The sequence below is a fragment of the Pseudomonas sp. GL_117 genome (assembly GCF_057835125.1).
Map to the genome: position 1 here is coordinate 4,390,579 of NZ_CM174418.1, position 19,310 is coordinate 4,409,888.

General features: G+C 61.1%; 18 protein-coding genes. 7 read left to right on the forward strand and 11 right to left on the reverse strand.

Features of this window, described 5'->3' with window-relative positions:
* Positions 1–149 precede the first annotated feature (149 nt).
* The 8 genes from AC3ISR_RS19895 to AC3ISR_RS19930 form a co-directional block, all read right to left on the reverse strand.
* Positions 150–1,079, reverse strand: a complete 930-nt coding sequence (locus tag AC3ISR_RS19895; protein WP_192297022.1) for a ketoacyl-ACP synthase III — start codon at positions 1,077–1,079, stop codon at positions 150–152.
* Between the two features lie 277 nt (positions 1,080–1,356).
* On the reverse strand, positions 1,357–2,982 hold the full coding sequence (locus AC3ISR_RS19900) for a flagellar hook-associated protein 3 (protein WP_192297023.1): 1,626 nt from the start codon (positions 2,980–2,982) through the stop codon (positions 1,357–1,359).
* A gap of 14 nt (positions 2,983–2,996) precedes the next feature.
* Positions 2,997–5,039, reverse strand: a complete 2,043-nt coding sequence (flgK, locus tag AC3ISR_RS19905; protein WP_192297024.1) for a flagellar hook-associated protein FlgK — start codon at positions 5,037–5,039, stop codon at positions 2,997–2,999.
* 10 nt (positions 5,040–5,049) lie between these two features.
* Positions 5,050–6,315 (reverse strand): flagellar assembly peptidoglycan hydrolase FlgJ, encoded by a 1,266-nt coding sequence (gene flgJ, locus AC3ISR_RS19910; protein ID WP_192297025.1) that lies wholly within the window; start codon positions 6,313–6,315, stop codon positions 5,050–5,052.
* Between the two features lie 4 nt (positions 6,316–6,319).
* Complete coding sequence (locus AC3ISR_RS19915; RefSeq protein WP_370694869.1) at positions 6,320–7,432, reverse strand: flagellar basal body P-ring protein FlgI; 1,113 nt, start codon at positions 7,430–7,432, stop codon at positions 6,320–6,322.
* Positions 7,433–7,435: 3 nt separating this feature from the next.
* Complete coding sequence (gene flgH, locus AC3ISR_RS19920) at positions 7,436–8,131, reverse strand: flagellar basal body L-ring protein FlgH (RefSeq protein WP_192297026.1); 696 nt, start codon at positions 8,129–8,131, stop codon at positions 7,436–7,438.
* A 53-nt stretch (positions 8,132–8,184) separates the two neighbouring features.
* Complete coding sequence (flgG, locus tag AC3ISR_RS19925; protein WP_005790105.1) at positions 8,185–8,970, reverse strand: flagellar basal-body rod protein FlgG; 786 nt, start codon at positions 8,968–8,970, stop codon at positions 8,185–8,187.
* Between the two features lie 62 nt (positions 8,971–9,032).
* Positions 9,033–9,773 carry a flagellar basal body rod protein FlgF gene (locus AC3ISR_RS19930; RefSeq protein ID WP_192297027.1) on the reverse strand — a complete coding sequence of 247 codons (741 nt, stop codon included), beginning with the start codon at positions 9,771–9,773 and terminating at the stop codon, positions 9,033–9,035.
* Positions 9,774–10,359: 586 nt separating this feature from the next.
* Between AC3ISR_RS19930 and AC3ISR_RS19935 the strand changes: the two genes are divergently transcribed.
* Positions 10,360–11,397: a hypothetical protein gene (locus AC3ISR_RS19935; protein ID WP_192297028.1), complete on the forward strand. Its 1,038-nt coding sequence runs from the start codon at positions 10,360–10,362 to the stop codon at positions 11,395–11,397.
* Positions 11,398–11,469: 72 nt separating this feature from the next.
* Here AC3ISR_RS19935 and AC3ISR_RS19940 read toward each other — a convergent pair whose 3' ends face one another.
* On the reverse strand, positions 11,470–13,023 hold the full coding sequence (locus AC3ISR_RS19940; RefSeq protein WP_192297029.1) for a sigma-54-dependent transcriptional regulator: 1,554 nt from the start codon (positions 13,021–13,023) through the stop codon (positions 11,470–11,472).
* 257 nt (positions 13,024–13,280) lie between these two features.
* Between AC3ISR_RS19940 and phhA the strand changes: the two genes are divergently transcribed.
* The 3 genes from phhA (at position 13,281) to AC3ISR_RS19955 (ending at position 15,721) form a co-directional block, all read left to right on the forward strand.
* Entirely contained in the window at positions 13,281–14,072 is a 792-nt protein-coding gene (gene phhA / locus AC3ISR_RS19945; protein WP_192297030.1) for a phenylalanine 4-monooxygenase, read from the forward strand.
* Positions 14,073–14,171: 99 nt separating this feature from the next.
* The gene (locus AC3ISR_RS19950; protein ID WP_110625390.1) at positions 14,172–14,528 is read left to right on the forward strand and encodes a 4a-hydroxytetrahydrobiopterin dehydratase; all 357 of its coding nucleotides are present in this window, start codon (positions 14,172–14,174) and stop codon (positions 14,526–14,528) included.
* Positions 14,528–15,721, forward strand: coding sequence for an amino acid aminotransferase (locus tag AC3ISR_RS19955; protein WP_463984081.1), 1,194 nt, complete (start codon positions 14,528–14,530; stop codon positions 15,719–15,721). Before AC3ISR_RS19950 ends, AC3ISR_RS19955 begins: the two co-directional genes overlap by 1 nt.
* 160 nt (positions 15,722–15,881) lie before the next feature.
* Here the strand turns inward: AC3ISR_RS19955 and AC3ISR_RS19960 are convergent, their stop codons facing one another.
* Positions 15,882–16,691, reverse strand: coding sequence for a UDP-2,3-diacylglucosamine diphosphatase (locus AC3ISR_RS19960; protein WP_192297032.1), 810 nt, complete (start codon positions 16,689–16,691; stop codon positions 15,882–15,884).
* A gap of 137 nt (positions 16,692–16,828) precedes the next feature.
* On the opposite strand from AC3ISR_RS19960, the gene AC3ISR_RS19965 reads away from it, so the two are divergent.
* From AC3ISR_RS19965 to AC3ISR_RS19975, 3 genes are all read left to right on the forward strand, one after another.
* Positions 16,829–17,578, forward strand: coding sequence for an AraC family transcriptional regulator (locus AC3ISR_RS19965; protein ID WP_192297033.1), 750 nt, complete (start codon positions 16,829–16,831; stop codon positions 17,576–17,578).
* Positions 17,579–17,676: 98 nt separating this feature from the next.
* On the forward strand, positions 17,677–18,561 hold the full coding sequence (locus AC3ISR_RS19970; RefSeq protein ID WP_192297034.1) for a DMT family transporter: 885 nt from the start codon (positions 17,677–17,679) through the stop codon (positions 18,559–18,561).
* A gap of 132 nt (positions 18,562–18,693) precedes the next feature.
* Positions 18,694–18,975 (forward strand): hypothetical protein, encoded by a 282-nt coding sequence (locus tag AC3ISR_RS19975; protein WP_463984080.1) that lies wholly within the window; start codon positions 18,694–18,696, stop codon positions 18,973–18,975.
* A gap of 33 nt (positions 18,976–19,008) precedes the next feature.
* Here AC3ISR_RS19975 and AC3ISR_RS19980 read toward each other — a convergent pair whose 3' ends face one another.
* A complete protein-coding gene (locus tag AC3ISR_RS19980) occupies positions 19,009–19,296 on the reverse strand; it encodes an Rdx family protein (protein ID WP_226454981.1) in 288 nt (95 codons plus the stop codon).
* Positions 19,297–19,310: the final 14 nt, after the last annotated feature.

Genomic DNA, 19,310 nt, shown 5'->3' on the forward strand with positions numbered 1-19,310 from the left:
TGATTTTTTTGCTGGCGACGTGCCACCCCTTGCAATTCAAGGGCTTACGCAGGCAAAAAACCCCGAATTCATTGGCTTTTCTGGCGCCAAATAAAAAACGCCGATGATCTTTCGATCATCGGCGTTTTTTTGTGCTACGCGTTAAAGGCTCACGGACGATGCAGAATCGCCGAACCCCACGACAGGCCCACTCCAAAACCGCTGATGGCCACGCGCTTCCAGGTCGCATCCATCACGTGCTTTTCCAGCAGCAATGGAATGCTCGACGACACGGTGTTGCCGGTCTCGACCATGTCCTTGATGAACTTGTCCACCGGCGCATCTTCAAACCGACGCGCCACGGCATCGACAATCGCCGCACTGCCCTGGTGGATGCAGAACGCATCGATGTCGTCCGCTTGCAGATCCGACTCATTGAGCAGCTCGTGCAGATGCGCAGGCACTTTAAGCAGGGCAAAGTTGAACACCTGGCGACCGTTCATGAAGAACACACCGTCGCTGACCTTCAGGTGCGGCGCGCCGGAACCGTCGGTGCCGAACTTGGACTTGCCCAGCAGCCAGGACGCGTCTTCGCCCATCCAGGTCGCGGTGGCAGCGTCACCGAACAGCATGGTGGTGTTGCGGTCTTCCGGATCAACGATCTTCGAATACGGGTCGGCGGTGATCAGCAGGCCGTTTTTCAGGCCAGTGGCTTCCATGAAGCCCTTCATCGCGTAGATGCCGTAGACGTAGCCGGAGCAGCCCAGGGAAATATCGAACGCCGCGACGTGAGTCGGCAAGCCGAGCTTGTCCTGGACGATGGCGGCCGTGTGGGGCAAACCCTCTTCATCACCGTTCTGGGTGACGACGATCAGCGCGTCGATGGACTCACGCTTCAAATCGGGGTTATTGGCAAACAAAGCGTTGACCGCCTCGACACACAGATCGGAGGTTTCCTGCGCGGCTTCCTTGCGCGGCAGGAACGCCGAACCGATCTTGCCAATGATGAACTCTTCATCCTTGGCGAATTTGGCACCCTGGGCGTAGTTATCGATCCCGTCGGCCGGCACGTAACTGGCGATGCTTTTTATGCCAATCATTGTGGCTTCCCAATACTAAATAGCTGGAGATCACCCCGCGAGTCGCCTCGCCGGGTGCTGACAATAAAGGGGGCAACCCCGCAAAAAACTCGCTGAAAGCCGCTGCGCAAGGACTCTGAGACGACTTATCCTTTTCACACGATACAGTGAAGATGCGCTTTATGACTCACAGGTCACTCAATTCTGTGTGGTTTATGCAAAACCTTCAAACAATTAAACCGCGTAAACGACAACGGCCCAGCCTGTTTCCAGGCTGGGCCGCTGGGGATGACGCCGTTTACATCTTGTTGAACAGGCTCAACTGCGAGACTTTCACAAATGCCAGCTGCGAGGCTTCGAGCATGGTTTGCTGCAAGGTCAGGTTGATCGCGGCCTCACCCATATCGACGTTGGCCAGGGCACTCATAGTGCTGGTATTGGCCAGGCCGACACTGGTGTTTTCGCTGGACTGCACATTCAGCGCATTCTGCCGCGCACCGATGGAACCACGCACGTTATCCACCTGGTCGGTTGAGCTGGTCAGGTTACTGACGGCAGCGTTCAAGGCGTCCTGCAGCTTGACCCGTGCACCGGGAATTCCATCCGCCGGTTGCTCCAGAGCAATGCGCAGCTGACTCAAGGTATCGAGGGCGCTCTGGGTTTTGTGGGTACTGGCACCGACCGAAAACTGATCGCCGACATTCGGCGCGCCGCTCAGGCTGAACGTAACGCCCGCCGCCGTGATCGTCGGGCTCGGCGTGGCGGTCGCATCGATGACACCCGAATCAATCGCCTTGCTGTTGGGGGTGTAGGGCTGCGAAAACACCTCGTAGGCGTTCGGATCGGTATCGCTGAACTTGATCAGCACGCCACTGTTGGCCGGGAAGGTGCTGGCGTACTTGGCCGGGCTACTGACCGTGGCATTGGTCAGTTGCGTCGGCGACGTGTTACTCGCGGTGCGGGCGACGTTGAACGTGTCCGGCTTGGCCGAGAGCGTGAACTCACGCCCCTTGACCATCGCATCGGCATCCGGCCCGGTGGCCTTGTCGGTCAGGTCGACACTGATGTCGAACTTGACCCCACGCAGGTTGACGCTGGCACTGCCCTCCTTGGTAGAGTCGAACGTCCCGTTGCCCGGAAGCTGCGAGGTAATGTCGTTGCCGCCTTTATCCGTCACCACATACTGGGTGCTGCTGGTGAAGGTCAGCTTGTACGGCTGGCCGTCGGCGTACGACTTGTTGTATTCAATACCCGACGTCACCAGGCCCGCCGAAATGGCGACCTTGTGATCGTCCACTTGCGACGGAGTGGTCGCGGGCGGCACGGGTGCAGGCGTGGTGTACGTGGACTTCGTGCGGCTGTTGTTGACCGCGCCTTCCAGGATCGTCTTGCCCGTATCGCCGGTGCGTACGGTCAGCGTCTCGGACACTTGCAGGCTCAGCTCATTTTCGTCGCCCTGATAGTTGTAAGTACCATCATTGTTGCGCGAATACGGCGGCGTGTCGGTCTTGGAACCGGAGAACAGGTATTTGCCCGCCGCGTCCTTGCTGTTGAGCAAGCCCAGCAACTGATCCTCAAGAGCCCCCACTTCAACGGAAATGGATTTGCGGTCCGCATCGCTGGTCACGCCACCGGCCTTCAAGGCCAACTGGCTGGCCGCCTGGAGGGTGGTGTTGATCGCATCCAGCACGCTTTCTTGGTTGGTCAGCGAACTCTGGATATTGGTGATGTTGCCGCTGTACTGCGCCAGCATGTCTTTCTGTTGTTGCAGCATCAGCAAACGCTGCGCGGCAACCGGATCATCGGCGGCGGTCTGCACACGCACGCCTGAACTCGCCTGCTGCTGCGCCTTGACCACGCTGGAATAGTTATCCGTATAGCGAGTCGCGCTGGTGTCGAAATACTGCTGTGTCGAAATGCGCATCGTCCCAGGCTCCCTTAAAGACTATTGATCAGCGTGCTGAAGGTTTCTTGCGCGGCCTTGATGATCTGCGACGACGCGGTGTAGTACTGCTGAAACTTGATCATGTCGCCCGCCTCTTCGTCCAGGTTGACCTGGGACACCGAGTTGCGCGCATTCTTGTTGGCCGTCAGCAGCGCGTTGGTCGCGGTGGTGTCGGTGGTGGCCGCGGCCGCCTTGGCGCCGACGGTGGACACCAGCTTGCTGTTGGCCCCCACCAGGCTGGTGCCACCGCTGCCATCGGCGGCTGTACCGACGGTCGCCTTGGTCTGCAGGTCCAGCAGTTTCTGGGCGTTGCGGTTGTCGGAAACGCCCGTGGCATTGAACGAAAACGAGGTGCTGTCACCATCGGTCGGCGAGCCGCCTACCGTGGTGTCGAAGCTGAAGCTCTTGGCCGGGCTCACCAGCGTGCCATCCGCAGCGCGCATCGGCACGTTGATGGTGATCTTGTTGGCCTGCCCCGGGACGATGCTGCCGGAGCCGATCGGATCGCCCTGGGCGTTATTGATCGTGTAGCTCTGGGTGCCATCGGCCGCCGGTTTGCCAAAAACCATTTTCACTGGCATCGAGTGCTCGATACCCACTTGCAACTGCGCGGTCGCGGCACCGCCGGCGATGTCCAGAGGCACCGTCAGGGTTGGCGGCGTGAAGGTGCCGGTGCCCTGGTTGGTCTTGCTGCCCTCGCCGGACAATGGCGCGGCAAAGGCAATCTTGCTCGGGTCGGTAAGGACCGTGCCGATTTCCTTGGCGCCGTTGGCGGTCGGGCTGACCTTGAAGCTGTCGCCCGGCTGCATGGTGCCGGTCTTGAGGGTCAAGGCGAAACCGTCGATCACCGGCGCCGGCTGGGTCGGGTCCAGGGTGAAGTTACCCATGGCCTTGCCATCGGAACGCACCACGCTGTACTTGTCGGCTGCGGTGAAGGTCACCTTGTAATCGAAGTTGGTCAGCTTGCTGCTGTCCTTGATCGTCACGTTCAGGCCACCGTCGCCGGTGTTGGACGCCGATGCGACACTGCGCTGGGCAATCGAGGCGACACTGTTGATGTCCTTGAACATCGCGGCACCGAACTCGCCGTTGAGGTCCAGGCCCTGGCCCAACTGGCTGTTGATCACGTCGGACGTCACCGTGGCGATGCGGCCCAGGTCATTGATGGCCGGCGTCAACACGTCGCTGCGATACCGCAGCAGGCCGCCGATGCTGCCACCACTGATCACGTTGCCCAGGTCGACCTTGGTGTTGCCGGCCATGTTCAACTGGATCGTGTATTGGCTTGCATCGCTGTCGCTCGGCACGGCGGAGATAGTGTTGGACTGGTCGCCCATCACCAGCGATTGGCCAGTGCCGGTGCTGACGCTGAACACGCCGTTCTTCTCGCTGGCGGTCACGCCGATCAGCTCATTGAGCGAGCGCACGGCTTCGGCACGCGCGTCCAGCAGGTTGGCCGGGGTAACGTTGCTCGAACCCTGAACCTGGTTGATCTGTTTGTTGAGGGACGCAATCGACGAGGTCAGCTGGTTGACCTGATCGCTCATGGAAGTCAACTGACCGTTGATGGTCTCTTTCTGCGTGCTCAACTGGGTGGAAATCGCGTTGAAACGGTTGGTCAGGGTCTGCGCATTGGTCAGCAGGATCTGGCGCGCCGACGCATCGCTCGGGTTCGCCGAAGCCGTCTGCACCGCGGCGAAGAACGAACTGAGCACAGCGGACATGCCGGTGGTCTTGTCCGACAGGGTCTTGTCGACCGCACTTACCTGGTCCAGGTAGGCCTTGGCATCGCTGTTGAGCGAGGTGCTGTTCTGGTAGGCCGCGTCGAGGTATTCGTTATACACCCGGCGCACGTCGGCCAGGGTGGTGCCGCTGCCGATGAACACGCCGCCGTAAGGGTTGGACGCGTTGGCGCTCTGGGTAGTCTGCTGACGCGAATAGCCCGAGGTATTGGCGTTGGCAATGTTATTACTCAAGACCGACAACGATCCTTGAGCGGCATTGAGCCCTGACATCCCGATACTGAGCAAACTCATGGTTCAGACCTTATAAATGTGTGGTTGCGCCAGCGGCAGCGTAATTCTGGTAACTGTTCATCGTTTTGGCGATCTGCGAAATCTTGCTGGCATAGGCCGGGTCGGTTGCGTAACCGGCTTTTTGCAACTCGCGTACAAACTGTTCGGGGTTATCGGCCGATTTCACAACTTCTTTATAGCGATCATTGCTTTGCAGCAAGGTCACGAGGTCGTGGAAGCTGTCCTGGTACGAGGCGTAGGAACGGAACTGCGCCGTTTCCTTGACCATCGCGCCATCGCGGAACTCGCTGGTGATCGCACGGGCCTGACCGCCCTGCCAGCTCTGGCCGGCCTTGATGCCAAACAGGTTGTGGCTGCTGCTGCCGTCTTCGGCACGCATTACCGATTTGCCCCAGCCGGTTTCCAGGGCGGCCTGGGCCACCAGGTACTTCGGATCGACGCCAATCCGCGCAGCGGCGGCCTTGGCCATCGGCAACATGGTGGCGACGAACTCATCCTGGGAACTGAAGGCTTTTTTCGCTGGCGCCAGCGGCGGCTGGGCGATGGCGCGGCTGTAGATCTGCATGCGATCGCTGGGCACGGCAAAGCTGCGCGTGGTGCTGTTGACCACATTGTCATCGGCAGCGCTGTTACGCAGCGGTGCCGCCTTGGCGACCGTGGTGTCGGTGCTGGGCACGATGCCGGCCAGCAGGCGGTCGGTGAGTTTGCTCGGCAAGGCGATGCGGCGCTGGTTCATCAACTCCATATCGTTGACGTGAGCGCTGGCAGTGCCTTCGGGCACCGCGACGCGATAGGCCCACAATGGACGCTGGCCATTGGAGCGACCGAGCGCACCGTCGGCCTGGGTACCGGCGCCAATTTCCGTCGGCACATCGACCTTCTTCACCGGCTCTGCCGCCGCCGGGCCCTGCAAGGTAGCCGCCTGGGCGTCCACCGGCTTGTTCTTCTGCATCTGGCGCATCAGCACATCGGCCAGGCCGATACCACCGCCTTCGCGGGACATCGACACCGCCAACTGCTGGTCGTACATTTCCTGATACTGCTTGGCCGCCGGCGTGTTCATCGGGTTGTCCTTGCCCAACGCCTCGGTGGCCGAACGCATGGACTTGAGCATTTCGCTGACGAACAACGACTCAAACTCCTGCGCCACCTTGCGCATGTTGCCTTCGCTGTTCTTGTCGGCGCCGACCTTGAGCTGGTTAAGCCTGCCCAAGTCGGAATAAGACCCCGAGTCCGCCGTGCTGCTGATCCCGCTCTTGCGCATATCCATGGCCATGGCCTCAGATCACGATCAGGTCGGCTTGCAAGGCGCCGGCCTGTTTCAATGCTTCAAGGATCGCCATCAAGTCGCCGGGCGCTGCGCCCACCTGGTTCACCGCACGGACAATCTCATCCAGGGTGGTGCCGGGGCCGAATTTGAACATCGGCTTGGCTTCTTGCTGAGCGTTGACACGCGAGCGCGGCACCACTGCCGTCTGGCCGTTGGACAACGGCCCAGGCTGGCTGACGATCGGGTCTTCGGTGATGGTCACGGTCAGGCTGCCGTGGGTCACCGCCGCCGGCGAAACCTTGACGTTCTGGCCGATCACGATGGTGCCGGTGCGCGAGTTGATGATGACTTTGGCCACCGCCTGGCCCGGGTCGACTTCAAGGTTTTCCAGGATCGACAGGTAGTCCACCCGCTGGCTTGGGTCCAGCGGCGCGGTCACGCGGATCGAGCCGCCGTCGATGGCCTGGGCCACGCCAGGGCCGAGCATGTCGTTGATCTTGTCGACCACACGCTTGGCGGTGGTGAAGTCGGAACGGTTGAGGTTCAGGGTCAGGCTATTGCCCTGGTTGAAGCCGCTCGGCACGGTGCGTTCCACCGTGGCGCCGCCAGGAATCCGCCCGGCCGACGGCACGTTGACGGTGATCTTCGAACCGTCGCGACCTTCGGCGTCAAACCCGCCCACCACCAGGTTGCCCTGGGCAATGGCGTAGACGTTACCGTCGATACCTTTGAGCGGCGTCATCAACAGGGTGCCGCCACGCAGGCTTTTCGAGTTACCGATGGACGACACGGTGATGTCCACCACCTGGCCTGGCTTGGAGAACGCCGGCAGGTCGGCACTGATCGACACGGCCGCGACGTTTTTCAGTTGCACGTTGCCCGAACCCGCCGGCACCTTGATGCCGAACTGCGAGAGCATGTTGTTGAAGGTCTGCAAGGTGAACGGGGTCTGGGTGGTCTGGTCACCCGTACCGTTGAGCCCCACCACCAGGCCGTAACCGATCAACTGGTTGGAACGCACGCCGGAGATGCTCGCGATGTCTTTCAGGCGCTCGGCCTGGGCGACGGCGCTCAGGGACAGCAAGAGTGCCGCTGCCATCAGCTGTTTGAGGTTCAAAGTCATCACCTAGAAAGGGAACAGCGGGCTAAGGAAGAAACGGTCGAACCAGCCCGGCTGACTTGCATCAGCAAACGAACCCGTACCCGAGTAGGTAATGCGTGCATCAGCAATCCGTGTGGACGGCACAGTGTTGTCGGTGGAGATGTCATCGGCACGGACCATGCCGGCAATGCGCACCAGCTCGTCACCGGTGTTGAGGGTCATCCACTTTTCACCGCGCACGGCGATGATGCCGTTGGGCAGCACATCGGCCACGGTGACGGTGATCGAACCGGTCAGGCTGTTGCCCTGCCCCGCCGAACTCTTGCCATTGGTGGCGCGATCACCGCTGTAGCCGGCGCTCAGGCTCAGGTCGCCATCGCCCAGCGGGTTGTTGGTGTTCGGCACGGCGCCAAACAACGAGGTCAGGCCGATACCGGTCTTGCTGGTCTTGCCCACCTGGGAGTTGGCATTCTTGCTGGCCTGGGTCTTCTCGTTCAGGGTGATGGTGATGATGTCACCGACCCGGAACGCCTTGCGGTCGCTGTACAGGTTCTGTTCGAAACCGGCCTGGTAGATCGAGCCATTGTTGGCCGCCGCCGGCAGCGGCGTGCGTGGCAACACCGGCGCGTAGTACGGGTCATTGGGTTTTGGCGTTGGGGCGACACAGCCCGCGAGCACGGTGATCCCACTCAATGCCAGAACAGAAACGTAGCGATTCATGACCCTTACCTCACGGTGTTGCAGGCGCCCTCAAGAGCGCCCCATAGACTTGATTACAGATTCTGCGTGACAAACGAGAGCATCTGGTCGGCGGTGGAAATCACCTTGGAGTTCATCTCGTAGGCGCGCTGGGTGGTGATCATGTTGACCATCTCCTCAACCGTGCTCACGTTGGAGGTTTCCAGGGTGCTTTGCAGCGTGGTGCCGAAACCGTTCAGGCCAGGGGTGCCGATTTGCGGCGCGCCGCTGGAGGCGGTTTCGAGGAACAGGTTGTTGCCCATGGCTTGCAGACCGGCCGGGTTGATGAAGTCGGCGGTTTGCAGGTTGCCGATCACTTGCGACGCCGGGTTGCCGGCTACGGTGATCGACACGGTGCCGTCGTTGCCGACGGTGAAGGTCTTGGCATCTGCTGGCACGACAACCGCAGGCTCCAGGGCGAAACCGTTGGCGGTCACGATCTGGCCGTTGGAATCCAGGTGGAAAGTACCGTCGCGGGTGTAGGAGGTAGTGCCATCCGGTTGCAGGATCTGGAAGAAACCACGGCCGTTGATCGCCATGTCCAGCGGCTGGCCGGTCTGTTGCAGGTTACCGGCACTGAAGTTCTTCTGCGTGCCGACGATCTGCACACCGGTACCCAGTTGCAGGCCCGATGGCAGTTCGCTGTCCTGGGTCGACTGGGCGCCCGGCTGCTTCTTGATCTGGTAGAGCAGGTCCTGGAACTCGGCGCGGTCACGCTTGAAACCCGTGGTCGACACGTTCGCCAGGTTGTTGGAGATGGTGGTCAGGTTGGTGTCCTGGGCGGACAGACCGGTTTTGGCAACCCATAGAGCCGGAAGCATGCTGTTCTCCTCTGTGCGCCTGTTTGTTGGCGCGGCGTGGCAAATTAATTAGTGGGCTGCAATCAGCTCATCTGCATGACGCGAGTCATGGCCTGGTCGTCTTCTTTGGCGCTGTTCATCATCTTGATGTGCAGCTCGAACTGCTTGGAAAGCGCGAGCACTGCGGTCATTTCTTCCACCGCATTGACGTTGCTGGCCTGCAAGAAGCCCGAGGTCAGCTTGACGCCCGCATCGGCCTGGGCCGGCTGGCCATCCTTGGTGTGGATGGTGCCGTCGAGGCCTTTGGTCATATTCTTCAGGTCAGGCTGGACCAGCTTGATCCGGTCCACTTCAGCCATGACGCGCGGGCCTTCGCCCATGGCGCGAATGCTGATGGTGCCGTCGGCGCCCACTTCGATTTTTTGCTGGGGTGGCACGGCAATCGGGCCACCGTTGCCCATGATCGGCATGCCGTTGCCGGCACGCAGCACGCCCAACGCATCGACGTTCATGCTTGCGCTGCGCACGTAGGCCTCGCTGCCGTCAGGGGTTTGCACGGCCATCCAGCCGTCGCCGCTGACGGCCACGTCGAGGTCACGGCCGGTTTCGATCATCGCGCCAGGGGTGAAGTCGGTGGCCGGGCGTTCGGTCAGGGCAAACGCCCGCGCCGGAAAGCTGTCACCAAACACCGGCATCGAACGCGCCTGTTCCAGGTCGCGTTGGAAACCATTGGTGGAAATGTTCGCCAGGTTGTTGGCATGGGCCTTCTGCGCCAGAGCATTCTGGCTGGCGCCGGTCATTGCCACATAAAGGTACTTGTCCACGCTCTATCCTCTTTCTGACGGACGCTTGCCGCCCACCGCTGTACTGATGAGGCTTAAGCAATTTGCGAACCAACTTTCAAAACCGCCGGAAAACCCAATGGATACGGGGCATCGATGGCTTGACGCCGTCGAGACGGCCGGCAGGCGAGTCGAAAAAACGGCGGTGTCATGCCGCTTACGGCAAAGACCGGCGATGGCGGTGACCCGCATCACAGGCACAAGGTGCTGGCCCTGCGCCCTGCGCCCCCCCTTGCCCATTCGTTTAAATGTAACCGCGGCCTCTTGAAATAAAACGCTGCACTCACGCCATTTATCATTTCAAAATTCACGCACTGCGCGCCAACCGCAACACCTCGCGCGCCACCCAATTAGTTAACGCGTGTGTTTTAACTTGAAGTTTTAAAAAAAGCCTGACGACCAACTACTTGAAGATTACTCCGACATACATTTACAAATACTCAACAATACCAACTTGTCGCCCCACCCTTACTTACGCAACTCTCGCACCTCGCAGAACTGCACTCACCAATCAACTTTGACTGAATGACTCTGCGACCTACATTCTTATCAATAAAAGGCCAGTAACATGTTTAGAACCAACGACGCATACACGACTTACTTCAGAGACCCCACCTCCCTATATGAACGGGACCGAGAGTATGAATCACGCCCCTCCCGGCGTCCGCCTGCCGAACCCCACTATCACCGCTGCAATCACGACCATCGAGCCGACTTTAATCGTCCGGGCTCCCGCAGGGATTTTGACTACCGCTCCGACCGCAGGCTCCCCGACGCCCGCCGCGACTGGGACTACCGCCCCGACCGGGGATTCCCCGACACCCGCCGCGACCGGGACTACCGCCCTGACCGCGGATTCCCAGACGCCCGCCGCGACTGGGCCTACCGGCCTGACCGTGGATTCCCCGAGACCCGCCGCGACTGGGACTATCGTCCTGACCGTGGATTCCCCGACGCCCGCCGCAACTGGGACTACAACCCCGACGGTGGACGCCCCGACGCCCGCCGGGATTGGGATGTGCGCTCGGATTTCAAACCAAGCCCACCACAGGGAAACCCCACAGTGGGCGCACTGCGCCAACTCCTCGACAGCTTGCCAGACCACAGGGTACAGACCGACCGTGGTATCACGGCCAATGACATCCGCGCGGGTAAATTCGGAACGCTTTCGCCGCAAGCCATCAAAGAGCTTGAAAAGTTGGATAAAAATCAGGACTACCGCCTGATAACACTGGACAGTCCCTCAAGTACAGCATCGGCCTGGATACCCACTAACAGCGACACCCCTGTATTAATCCAGGCAATGGCAAGTGAAGGCCCTCTGACTCACGACAGCATTCATCCACTGTGGCGACTCCCGAAAATAATGTCTGCGCCGATAAAGTCCATTAATGAGGGAATAACCTCCGACGCCTTGAAAGCCGGCGAATATGGTGCCCTGCACCCGGAAGTCAAAAAAAGTCTCGACGCACTGGAACAAGATAAAAGTTACACGCTGACTTCATTCCCGAAACATAACGATAACAGCGAGACGCTGCTCGCCTGGGTGGAAAAAGGCAACGGAAAAATCATACCCATTGGTACTGAGGAGGATCGACCGTCCTGACAGCCTTCACCGCAACTTGGGCCGAACACTGCGCCATTCAGTGCAGTGTTCGGCCTATGAATGTACAGGGCACTATTTGCTCACGCCAAAGTCCCGCAACTTATTGGCAATCGTGGTATGAGAAACCCCCAGGCGCTTGCCCAGTTGTCGGCTGCTGGGGTGTTCTGCATAGAGTGCTTCCAACACCGCCTTCTCAAACCGCCCGACAATTTCGTCCAAACCACCCTCCAGGGAAAAATCGCCAAGGGGTTGACGCACACCATAGTCCGGCAAGCGAATATGCTCAGCCTTGACCGTACCGCCATCACACAACGACACCGCCTGGAACAGCACGTTTTCCAGCTGCCGCACGTTGCCCGGCCAGTGGTAATGGCTGAGGCGCTCCATGGCCGCCGGCGCCAGCTTGGGCAGCGGGCAACCAATCTGGCGGCTGGCCTGGTCGAGGAAGTGATCAACCAATGGTGCCAAGCCATCCAGGCATTCGCGCAGCGGCGGGATATGCAGCGACAGCACGTTGAGCCGGTGGTAAAGGTCCTGGCGGAATTCACCACGGGCGCAGAGTTCCGACAAGTCCACTTGAGTCGCGCAGATCACCCGCACATCCAAGTAGACCTCTTCATCACTGCCCACACGCCGGAAGCAACCGTCCTGCAGGAAGCGCAGCAACTTCACCTGCAAGCGCGCACTCATTTCCCCGACACCATCGAGAAACAACGTCCCCCCCGCCGTCAGCTCCAGCAGCCCCAGCTTGCCTTCGGCCCGTGCGCCTTCAAATGCACCTGGGCCGTAACCGAACAATTCGGTCTCGGCCATCGACTCCGGCAAACCCGCGCAGTTGAGTGCCATCAACGGCGACTGCCCACGCGGGCTGGCCAGGTGGCAGGCACGTGCGAGCAATTCCTTGCCGGTGCCGGTTTCGCCTTCTATTAATAGCGGCGCATCCAGCGGTGCCATGCGCCGGGCCTCGCGGACCACGGCGGCCATGACCTTGGAGCTTTGGAAGATACTGTCGAAACCGCGCAGCTCCTGCTTGCGCACGTTATAGATGCGCTCACCGACCCGATCGGCGCGGTGCAGGGTCAACACGGCACCGGCCATGGCTTCGCTGTCATCGTGCTCGGAAGATTGCAGCGGCGCGATGTCCGCCAAAAACACGTCGCCCTTGACCTTGACCCGCAGCCCGTTGATCCGCGACTTGCTCGCACGCACCAGTTCCGGCAAGTCGAAATCCTCGGCGTAACGCGACAATGGAATGCCCGGCACCTCATCCACCCGCACGCCCAGCAACTGCGCCGCAGCGCGGTTGGCGGCGACGATGGAGCCGCCCATGTCGATGGACAGCACCGGGAACTCCAGGGCGCCAAGCAGCGCATTGAGCTCCATATGCCGACGTTCGCTGGGCATCAGCCCTACCCTTTTCACACCAAACACCCCGGCAATCGCCTCGAATTGCGGGCGCAAGGCCTGGAACTGCATGTTCACCAGGTTCGGGCAGAACAGATAGATGGCGTTGCCATGCTCACCGCCCACCTCGCCTTTGGCGACGTTGACGCCGTACTCCACCAGCAGGTTGAGGATGTCCCGCAAGATGCCGATGCGGTTCTGGCAGTGCACTTTGATACGCATGAAAAGACCCGAAAGGTGGGAAGGCGCCGCGTCTTTTTGTCGCTGAGCGCAGATAGTCGTCAAGATTATGTGACAGCTTGTGAGCTTTTCCCAGCCCAATGCAGCGCCAGACGCCACAAGCGTAACGATTACTTTACGAAAACCAGGGCATTTTCCTACACACCCTCGTCAGAGGCGGATGGATTCTTGCCCACGCCGGGTTATCAATAGAGGCACAGCAGGACATAACAAGAACGAATGCCTAGCAGGAGAGCCGTATGAAGCAGACGCAGTACGTGGCCCGCGAGCCCGATGCGCAAGGTTTTATCCACTACCCGCCGGAAGAACACGCGGTGTGGAACACCCTGATCACGCGCCAGTTGAAAGTGATCGAGGGTCGCGCCTGCCAGGAATACCTGGACGGCATCGACAAGCTCGGCCTGCCCCTGGACCGTATCCCGCAGTTGGGCGAGGTCAACAAAGTGCTGGCCGAGACCACCGGCTGGCAAGTCGCCCGCGTGCCGGCACTGATCCCCTTCCAGACCTTCTTCGAATTGCTCGCCAGCAAACAGTTTCCGGTGGCGACGTTCATCCGTACCCGTGAAGAGCTGGACTACCTGCAAGAACCGGATATTTTCCACGAGATCTTCGGCCACTGCCCGCTGCTGACCAACCCCTGGTTCGCCGAATTCACCCACACCTATGGCAAGCTCGGCCTCGCGGCCACCAAGGAGCAACGGGTGTACCTGGCGCGGCTGTACTGGATGACCATCGAGTTCGGCCTGGTCGATACGCCCGCCGGCCTGCGCATCTACGGTGGCGGCATTTTGTCGTCGCCCAAGGAGACGGTGTACAGCCTGTCGTCCGAACCCGAGCACCAGGCCTTCGATCCGCTGGAAGCGATGCGCACGCCGTATCGCATCGACATCCTGCAACCGCTGTACTTCGTATTGCCCGAGCTCAAGCGCCTGTTCGAAGTCGCGCAGGAGGACATCATGGGCATGGTCGAGCGCGGCATGCAGCTGGGTTTGCACGCGCCCAAGTTCCCGCCCAAACCCAAAGCCGCCTAAACCTCGGTTTTTTGCGCCAGGTGAGTCTGTTCCCTGGCCCCGCGTTGCTTTAGGGTGACGCCACTGACCTTCAAATACTCGAATTCAGGACACTTTCACATGACCACCTTGAACCAAGCCCACTGCGAAGCCTGCCGCGCCGACGCCCCGCAAGTCAGCGACGAAGAACTGCCGGTGCTGATCAAGCAGATCCCCGACTGGAATATCGAAGTGCGCGACGGCGTGATGCAGTTGGAAAAGGTCTTCCTGTTCAAGAACTTCAAATTCGCCCTGGCCTTCACCAACGCCATGGGTGAAATATCGGAAGCCGAAGGCCACCACCCAGGCCTGCTCACCGAGTGGGGCAAAGTCACCGTGACCTGGTGGAGCCACTCCATCAAGGGCCTGCACCGCAACGACTTCATCATGGCCGCGCGCACCGACGAAGTGGCCAAGAACGCCGAGGGCCGCAAGTAATGCATTTTGATGCGATTGACCGCGTGCCCGGCGACCCGATCCTTGGGCTGATGGACCTGTATGCCCAGGACAGCAACCCGCACAAATTCGACCTCGGCGTAGGTGTGTATAAAGACGACCAGGGCCTGACGCCGATTCCCCACTCGGTAAAACTCGCCGAACAGCGCCTGGTGGACACGCAAACCACCAAGACCTACATCGGCGGCCACGGCAATGCCGCCTTCGGCACGTTGATCAGCCAACTGGTGCTCGGCAGCAACTCCACGCTGATCCACGCCCGCCGCGCCGGCGCTACCCAGACCCCGGGCGGCACCGGTGCCCTGCGCCTGAGCGCCGACTTCATCGCCCACAGCCTGCCTGGCCGTGGCGTGTGGTTGAGCAACCCGACCTGGCCGATCCACGAAAGTATCTTCGCCAAGGCCGGGCTCAAGGTCAGCCACTACCCCTACGTGGGCGCGGACAATCGCCTGGATGTGGCAGCGATGCTCGCGACCCTCGCCACCATCCCCCACGGTGATGTGGTGCTGCTGCACGCGTGCTGCCATAACCCGACGGGGTTCGACCTGTCCCAGGATGACTGGCGCCAGGTGTTGCAGATCGTGCGCGAACGCCGGTTACTGCCCCTGATCGACTTCGCCTACCAGGGCTTTGGCGATGGCCTGGAGCAAGACGCCTGGGCGGTGCGATTGTTTGCCGCCGAGCTGCCGGAAGTGTTGATCACCAGTTCCTGCTCGAAGAACTTCGGCCTGTACAGCGACCGTGTCGGCGCGCTGATCGTGTGCGCGGCGGATGCCGAAAAGCTGACGGATGTGCGCAGCCAACTGGCGAATATCGCGCGCAACCTGTGGTCGACACCGCCGGATCACGGCGCCGCGGTGGTCGCGACCATCCTCGGTGATGCTGGCCTGAAACAGCAGTGGAGCGAAGAAGTCGAAGCCATGCGTTCACGGATCGCGCACCTGCGCTCCGGCTTGGTCGAGGCCTTGGCCCCCCATGGTCTGGCCGAGCGTTTTGCTCATATTGGTGCGCAGCGCGGAATGTTTTCCTACACCGGTTTGAGTGCCGAGCAGGTCAAGCAGCTGCGCGAGAAGCACAGCGTGTATATGGTCAATTCGGGGCGGGCCAACGTTGCCGGGATTGATGCGACGCGCTTGGCGCTGCTTGCCAAAGCGATCGCCGACGTTTCCAACTGACAAAACCCGGAGCTGGCCTGTGTGGGAGCTGGCTTGTGTGGGAGCTGGCTTGTGTGGGAGCTGGCTTGCCTGCGATAGCGGTGTGTCAGCCCCACATTTTTCACTGATAGACAGCTATCGCAGGCAAGCCAGCTCCCACATTTGGACCGAGGACAACCTTTCAGCCAGCAACCATTTCGGCCTTGAGCTGCGCCTCTTTGGCCTGCGCATCCGCCAACCGATACAACTCGATCTGCCCATCCCAGTGCTCGATCAGCGCCGTGCACGACTCCACCCAATCCCCGCAATTGAGGTAGTCCACCTCGCCCACCTTGCGAATCTCCGCATGGTGGATATGCCCGCACACTACCCCGTGCAACTCACGCTTGGTGACCTCATGGGCGATGGCTTCTTCGAAATCGCTGATGAAGTTCACGGCCGTCTTCACCTTGTGCTTCAAATACGCCGACAGCGACCAGTAACCGTAGCCATACCGCGCGCGCCAGTGATTGAGCCAGCGGTTCAGCGTGAGGGTGAATTCGTAGGCCGAATCGCCAAGGAACGCCAGCCAGCGGTGATAACGGGTGATCACGTCAAACTGGTCACCGTGGATCACCAGCAGATGGCGACCGTCGGCCGTCACGTGCACCGCTTCGTCGACCAACTGGATATTGCCCAGGATCAGCTTCGAATAACGGCGCAGGAATTCGTCATGGTTGCCGGTGACGTAGATCACTTCAGTGCCACGCTTGGCCATGGTCAGCAGGCGACGGATCACATTGGTGTGAGCCTGGGGCCAATACATGCCGCCGCGCAGTTTCCAGCCATCGATAATGTCGCCCACCAGGTAGATTTTGTCGGCCTGGTAGCCCTTGAGGAATTGCGACAGATGTTCGGCCTGGCAATCCCGGGTGCCCAGGTGCACGTCGGAAATCCACAGGGTACGCACCCGTTGCTTGCGGCTGGGCTTGATCAACTCGGCACTGGTCATGGGTGTCCCTCGACGGTGTTTTCGCGAGCTTGCGCCAGGGCGATTAATAGCCCATGACAACTGTGCGTCAGTCTGATGACAACGCCCGCAAGCCGCGAAGCGTTGTAGACTGCGACAGCCTGCCCCAGGAGACCGCGATGAGACCGATCCTCACGCTACGCCATTACACCACCGCCCCGATTGCCCACAGCCACGAGCATGCGCAACTGGTGTTCGGCCTGTCCGGGCACCTGGATTTCGAGGTCGATGGCCGTGGCAGCCAGGTGCGGGAAAGCAGCGTGATGGTGCTGCCCTACGACGCCCACCACGCCTGCGACAGCCGCGACGGCAGCCGCTGCCTGGTGCTGGACGTGCCCACCGAGCACTGGGTGCTGCAATCCTTGGGCGAGCACGCCGACGCCAGCCGCCGCCTGCTCGATCAACCGGCGCGCCTGGCCTTGGACGCCCGGCAACACCAACTGGTGCAATGGCTGGCCCGCAGTCCGGTGGACGACCCGCTGATCGTGCAGCAAGGCGCGGTGTTGCTGCTGGCCAGTCTCAATCATCCCCAGGAGCAGCCGCTGGCGGGCAAGCGCCTGCCGTATGCCGCGTTCAATGCGCACATCGAACGCCATGTCGCCCACCCCTTGCAGGTCGCCGACCTCGCGCGCATCGCCGACCTGTCGGTGCCGCGCCTGCATGCGCGGTTCGTGGCCGAATGCGGGCAGACGCCCATGGACTACATCCGCAGCCGACGCCTGCAACTGGCCCTCGGTTTGCTGCGAAGTACCCCGCTGCCCATCGGCGAAATCGCCGAGCGAGTCGGCTACAGCTCGCAAAGCGCGTTTGCCGCCGCGATGCTGCGCGAGTTTGGCGCTTCGCCAGGCGCGCTGCGACGTTCAGCGTAGAAGAGTCCTGCGCTAAAAATCGCGAGTCGTACGACAGACACCCACGCCTGCAACCCCCTAGACTGGGCTTCTGTCACCTCGTTGTTTCAAGGATCGCAATGACTCCCCGTTCAGCCCTCGGCGCCCTGCATATCGGCGCATTGATGTTTGGCCTCACCGGCGTATTCGGCAAGCTGGCGGCGGCGTCGCCGGCCATTATCGTGTTTGGTCGCGCCGCGTTCGCCGTGCTGGCCCTGGCGGTGTTCGCGCGTTTCGCCAGCAATGCCCCCTGGAAACACCTGGAAAGCCGCGACTGGCGCCGGCTGCTGGTCAGCGGCGTATTGCTGGCGGCGCATTGGGTGACGTTCTTCATGGCGGTCAAGGTCGCCGGCGTGGCCGTTGCCACGCTGGGCTTTACCGCGTTCCCGGCGTTTACCGTGATCCTCGAAGGGCTGATCTTCCGTGAACGCATCCGCGCCAACGAAGTGCTGCTGGTGGTGCTGGTCAGCATCGGCCTGGTGTTGGTCACGCCAGACTTCAACCTCGCCAGCGCGGCCACCGGCGGCTTGCTCTGGGGCATCGCGTCGGGGCTGCTGTTTTCCCTGCTGTCGCTGAACAACCGCGCCAGCTCCGGACGGATTCCGGCGGTGCAGGCGGCGCTGTGCCAGAACGTGGTGGTCGCCGCCCTGCTCTTGCCCGTGGCGGCGCCTGGTCTGGCGGACGTGCGGGGCATTGATTGGCTGTGGATCGGCCTGCTCGGGGTGTTCTGCACCGGCCTGGCCCACAGCCTGTTTGTCGCCAGCCTCGCGGTGATCAAGGCGCGCACCGCGTCGGTGGTGTTCGCCATGGAACCGGTCTATGGCATCACCGTGGCCTGGCTGCTGTTCGCCGAAACCCCGACCTTACGCATGTTGCTCGGTGGCCTGCTGATCATCGTCGCCATTGTGCTGTCGGGGCTGATGGGCAGTGCGAGCCAGGCCAAACAGCCCGCGACAACGGCCTGATCTATACTTTAAACATCCGCAACAGCCAGTAGTCGTTCAACGGGTACCCGACAGCTCGACGACAGCCATGGTGTTTTCCGAAGTTGCTGCAAGCGAGTGGTCACCCCATTAACGCGATGCAGGAGCTTTACCATGGAAATGCTCATCAACTTGTTGGTTCAAATCATCAGCGGCGCAGGCGGTGGCAACATCGCCGGCATGACCAAACAAAGTATGGGGACCGGGCTCAACACCTTTCTCGGCGGTATTGGCGGATTGGTACTGGGCCAGATTGTTTCGGCACTCACCGGCACCGCCGGCACCGAAGCACTGGATGTGGCAGCGGTCGGCAGCAATATCGTCGGCGGTGGCGTCGGCGGGTTGGTGCTGACGTGGGTCATCGGCTTCATCAAGCAAAAGCTCGACGCCAAATAGGTGCCCGGCCACCGCCCTCAGGGGCGGCGGCCTTTACGGCGTGCGGTCGTTGTGCCCGAGGTCGCGTTGCGGGTCGATCCTGTCGCGCACGCGCTGCTTGAGCACCTTGGCTTCGGGGAAACCGCCATCAAGCTTGCGCTCCCAGATCTGCACGCCGTCGCAGGTGATGCGAAATGCGCCACCTGTGGCCGGCTCCAGCGCCACCCTGCCCAAGTCATCGGCGAACGTGCTCAACAGTTCCTGGGCCAGCCACGCGGCGCGCAACAGCCACTGGCATTGGGTGCAATAGGTGATGACGATCTCGGGTTTGCGCGTGGACATTGTTTGACAGGCTC

Bases quoted from the DNA above. Each gene is read 5' to 3' on its own strand.
- flgH (WP_192297026.1), bottom strand. From the start codon at position 8,131: ATGAATCGCTACGTTTCTGTTCTGGCATTGAGTGGGATCACCGTGCTC.
- AC3ISR_RS19915 (WP_370694869.1), bottom strand. From the start codon at position 7,432: ATGACTTTGAACCTCAAACAGCTGATGGCAGCGGCACTCTTGCTGTCC.
- AC3ISR_RS19970 (WP_192297034.1), top strand. From the start codon at position 17,677: ATGACTCCCCGTTCAGCCCTCGGCGCCCTGCATATCGGCGCATTGATG.
- flgK (WP_192297024.1), bottom strand. From the start codon at position 5,039: ATGAGTTTGCTCAGTATCGGGATGTCAGGGCTCAATGCCGCTCAAGGA.
- AC3ISR_RS19960 (WP_192297032.1), bottom strand. From the start codon at position 16,691: ATGACCAGTGCCGAGTTGATCAAGCCCAGCCGCAAGCAACGGGTGCGT.
- AC3ISR_RS19955 (WP_463984081.1), top strand. From the start codon at position 14,528: ATGCATTTTGATGCGATTGACCGCGTGCCCGGCGACCCGATCCTTGGG.
- AC3ISR_RS19965 (WP_192297033.1), top strand. From the start codon at position 16,829: ATGAGACCGATCCTCACGCTACGCCATTACACCACCGCCCCGATTGCC.
- AC3ISR_RS19940 (WP_192297029.1), bottom strand. From the start codon at position 13,023: ATGCGTATCAAAGTGCACTGCCAGAACCGCATCGGCATCTTGCGGGAC.
- flgG (WP_005790105.1), bottom strand. From the start codon at position 8,970: ATGCTTCCGGCTCTATGGGTTGCCAAAACCGGTCTGTCCGCCCAGGAC.
- AC3ISR_RS19935 (WP_192297028.1), top strand. From the start codon at position 10,360: ATGTTTAGAACCAACGACGCATACACGACTTACTTCAGAGACCCCACC.
- AC3ISR_RS19950 (WP_110625390.1), top strand. From the start codon at position 14,172: ATGACCACCTTGAACCAAGCCCACTGCGAAGCCTGCCGCGCCGACGCC.
- AC3ISR_RS19900 (WP_192297023.1), bottom strand. From the start codon at position 2,982: ATGCGCATTTCGACACAGCAGTATTTCGACACCAGCGCGACTCGCTAT.
- AC3ISR_RS19975 (WP_463984080.1), top strand. From the start codon at position 18,694: ATGGAAATGCTCATCAACTTGTTGGTTCAAATCATCAGCGGCGCAGGC.
- phhA (WP_192297030.1), top strand. From the start codon at position 13,281: ATGAAGCAGACGCAGTACGTGGCCCGCGAGCCCGATGCGCAAGGTTTT.
- AC3ISR_RS19895 (WP_192297022.1), bottom strand. From the start codon at position 1,079: ATGATTGGCATAAAAAGCATCGCCAGTTACGTGCCGGCCGACGGGATC.
- flgJ (WP_192297025.1), bottom strand. From the start codon at position 6,315: ATGGCCATGGATATGCGCAAGAGCGGGATCAGCAGCACGGCGGACTCG.
- AC3ISR_RS19980 (WP_226454981.1), bottom strand. From the start codon at position 19,296: ATGTCCACGCGCAAACCCGAGATCGTCATCACCTATTGCACCCAATGC.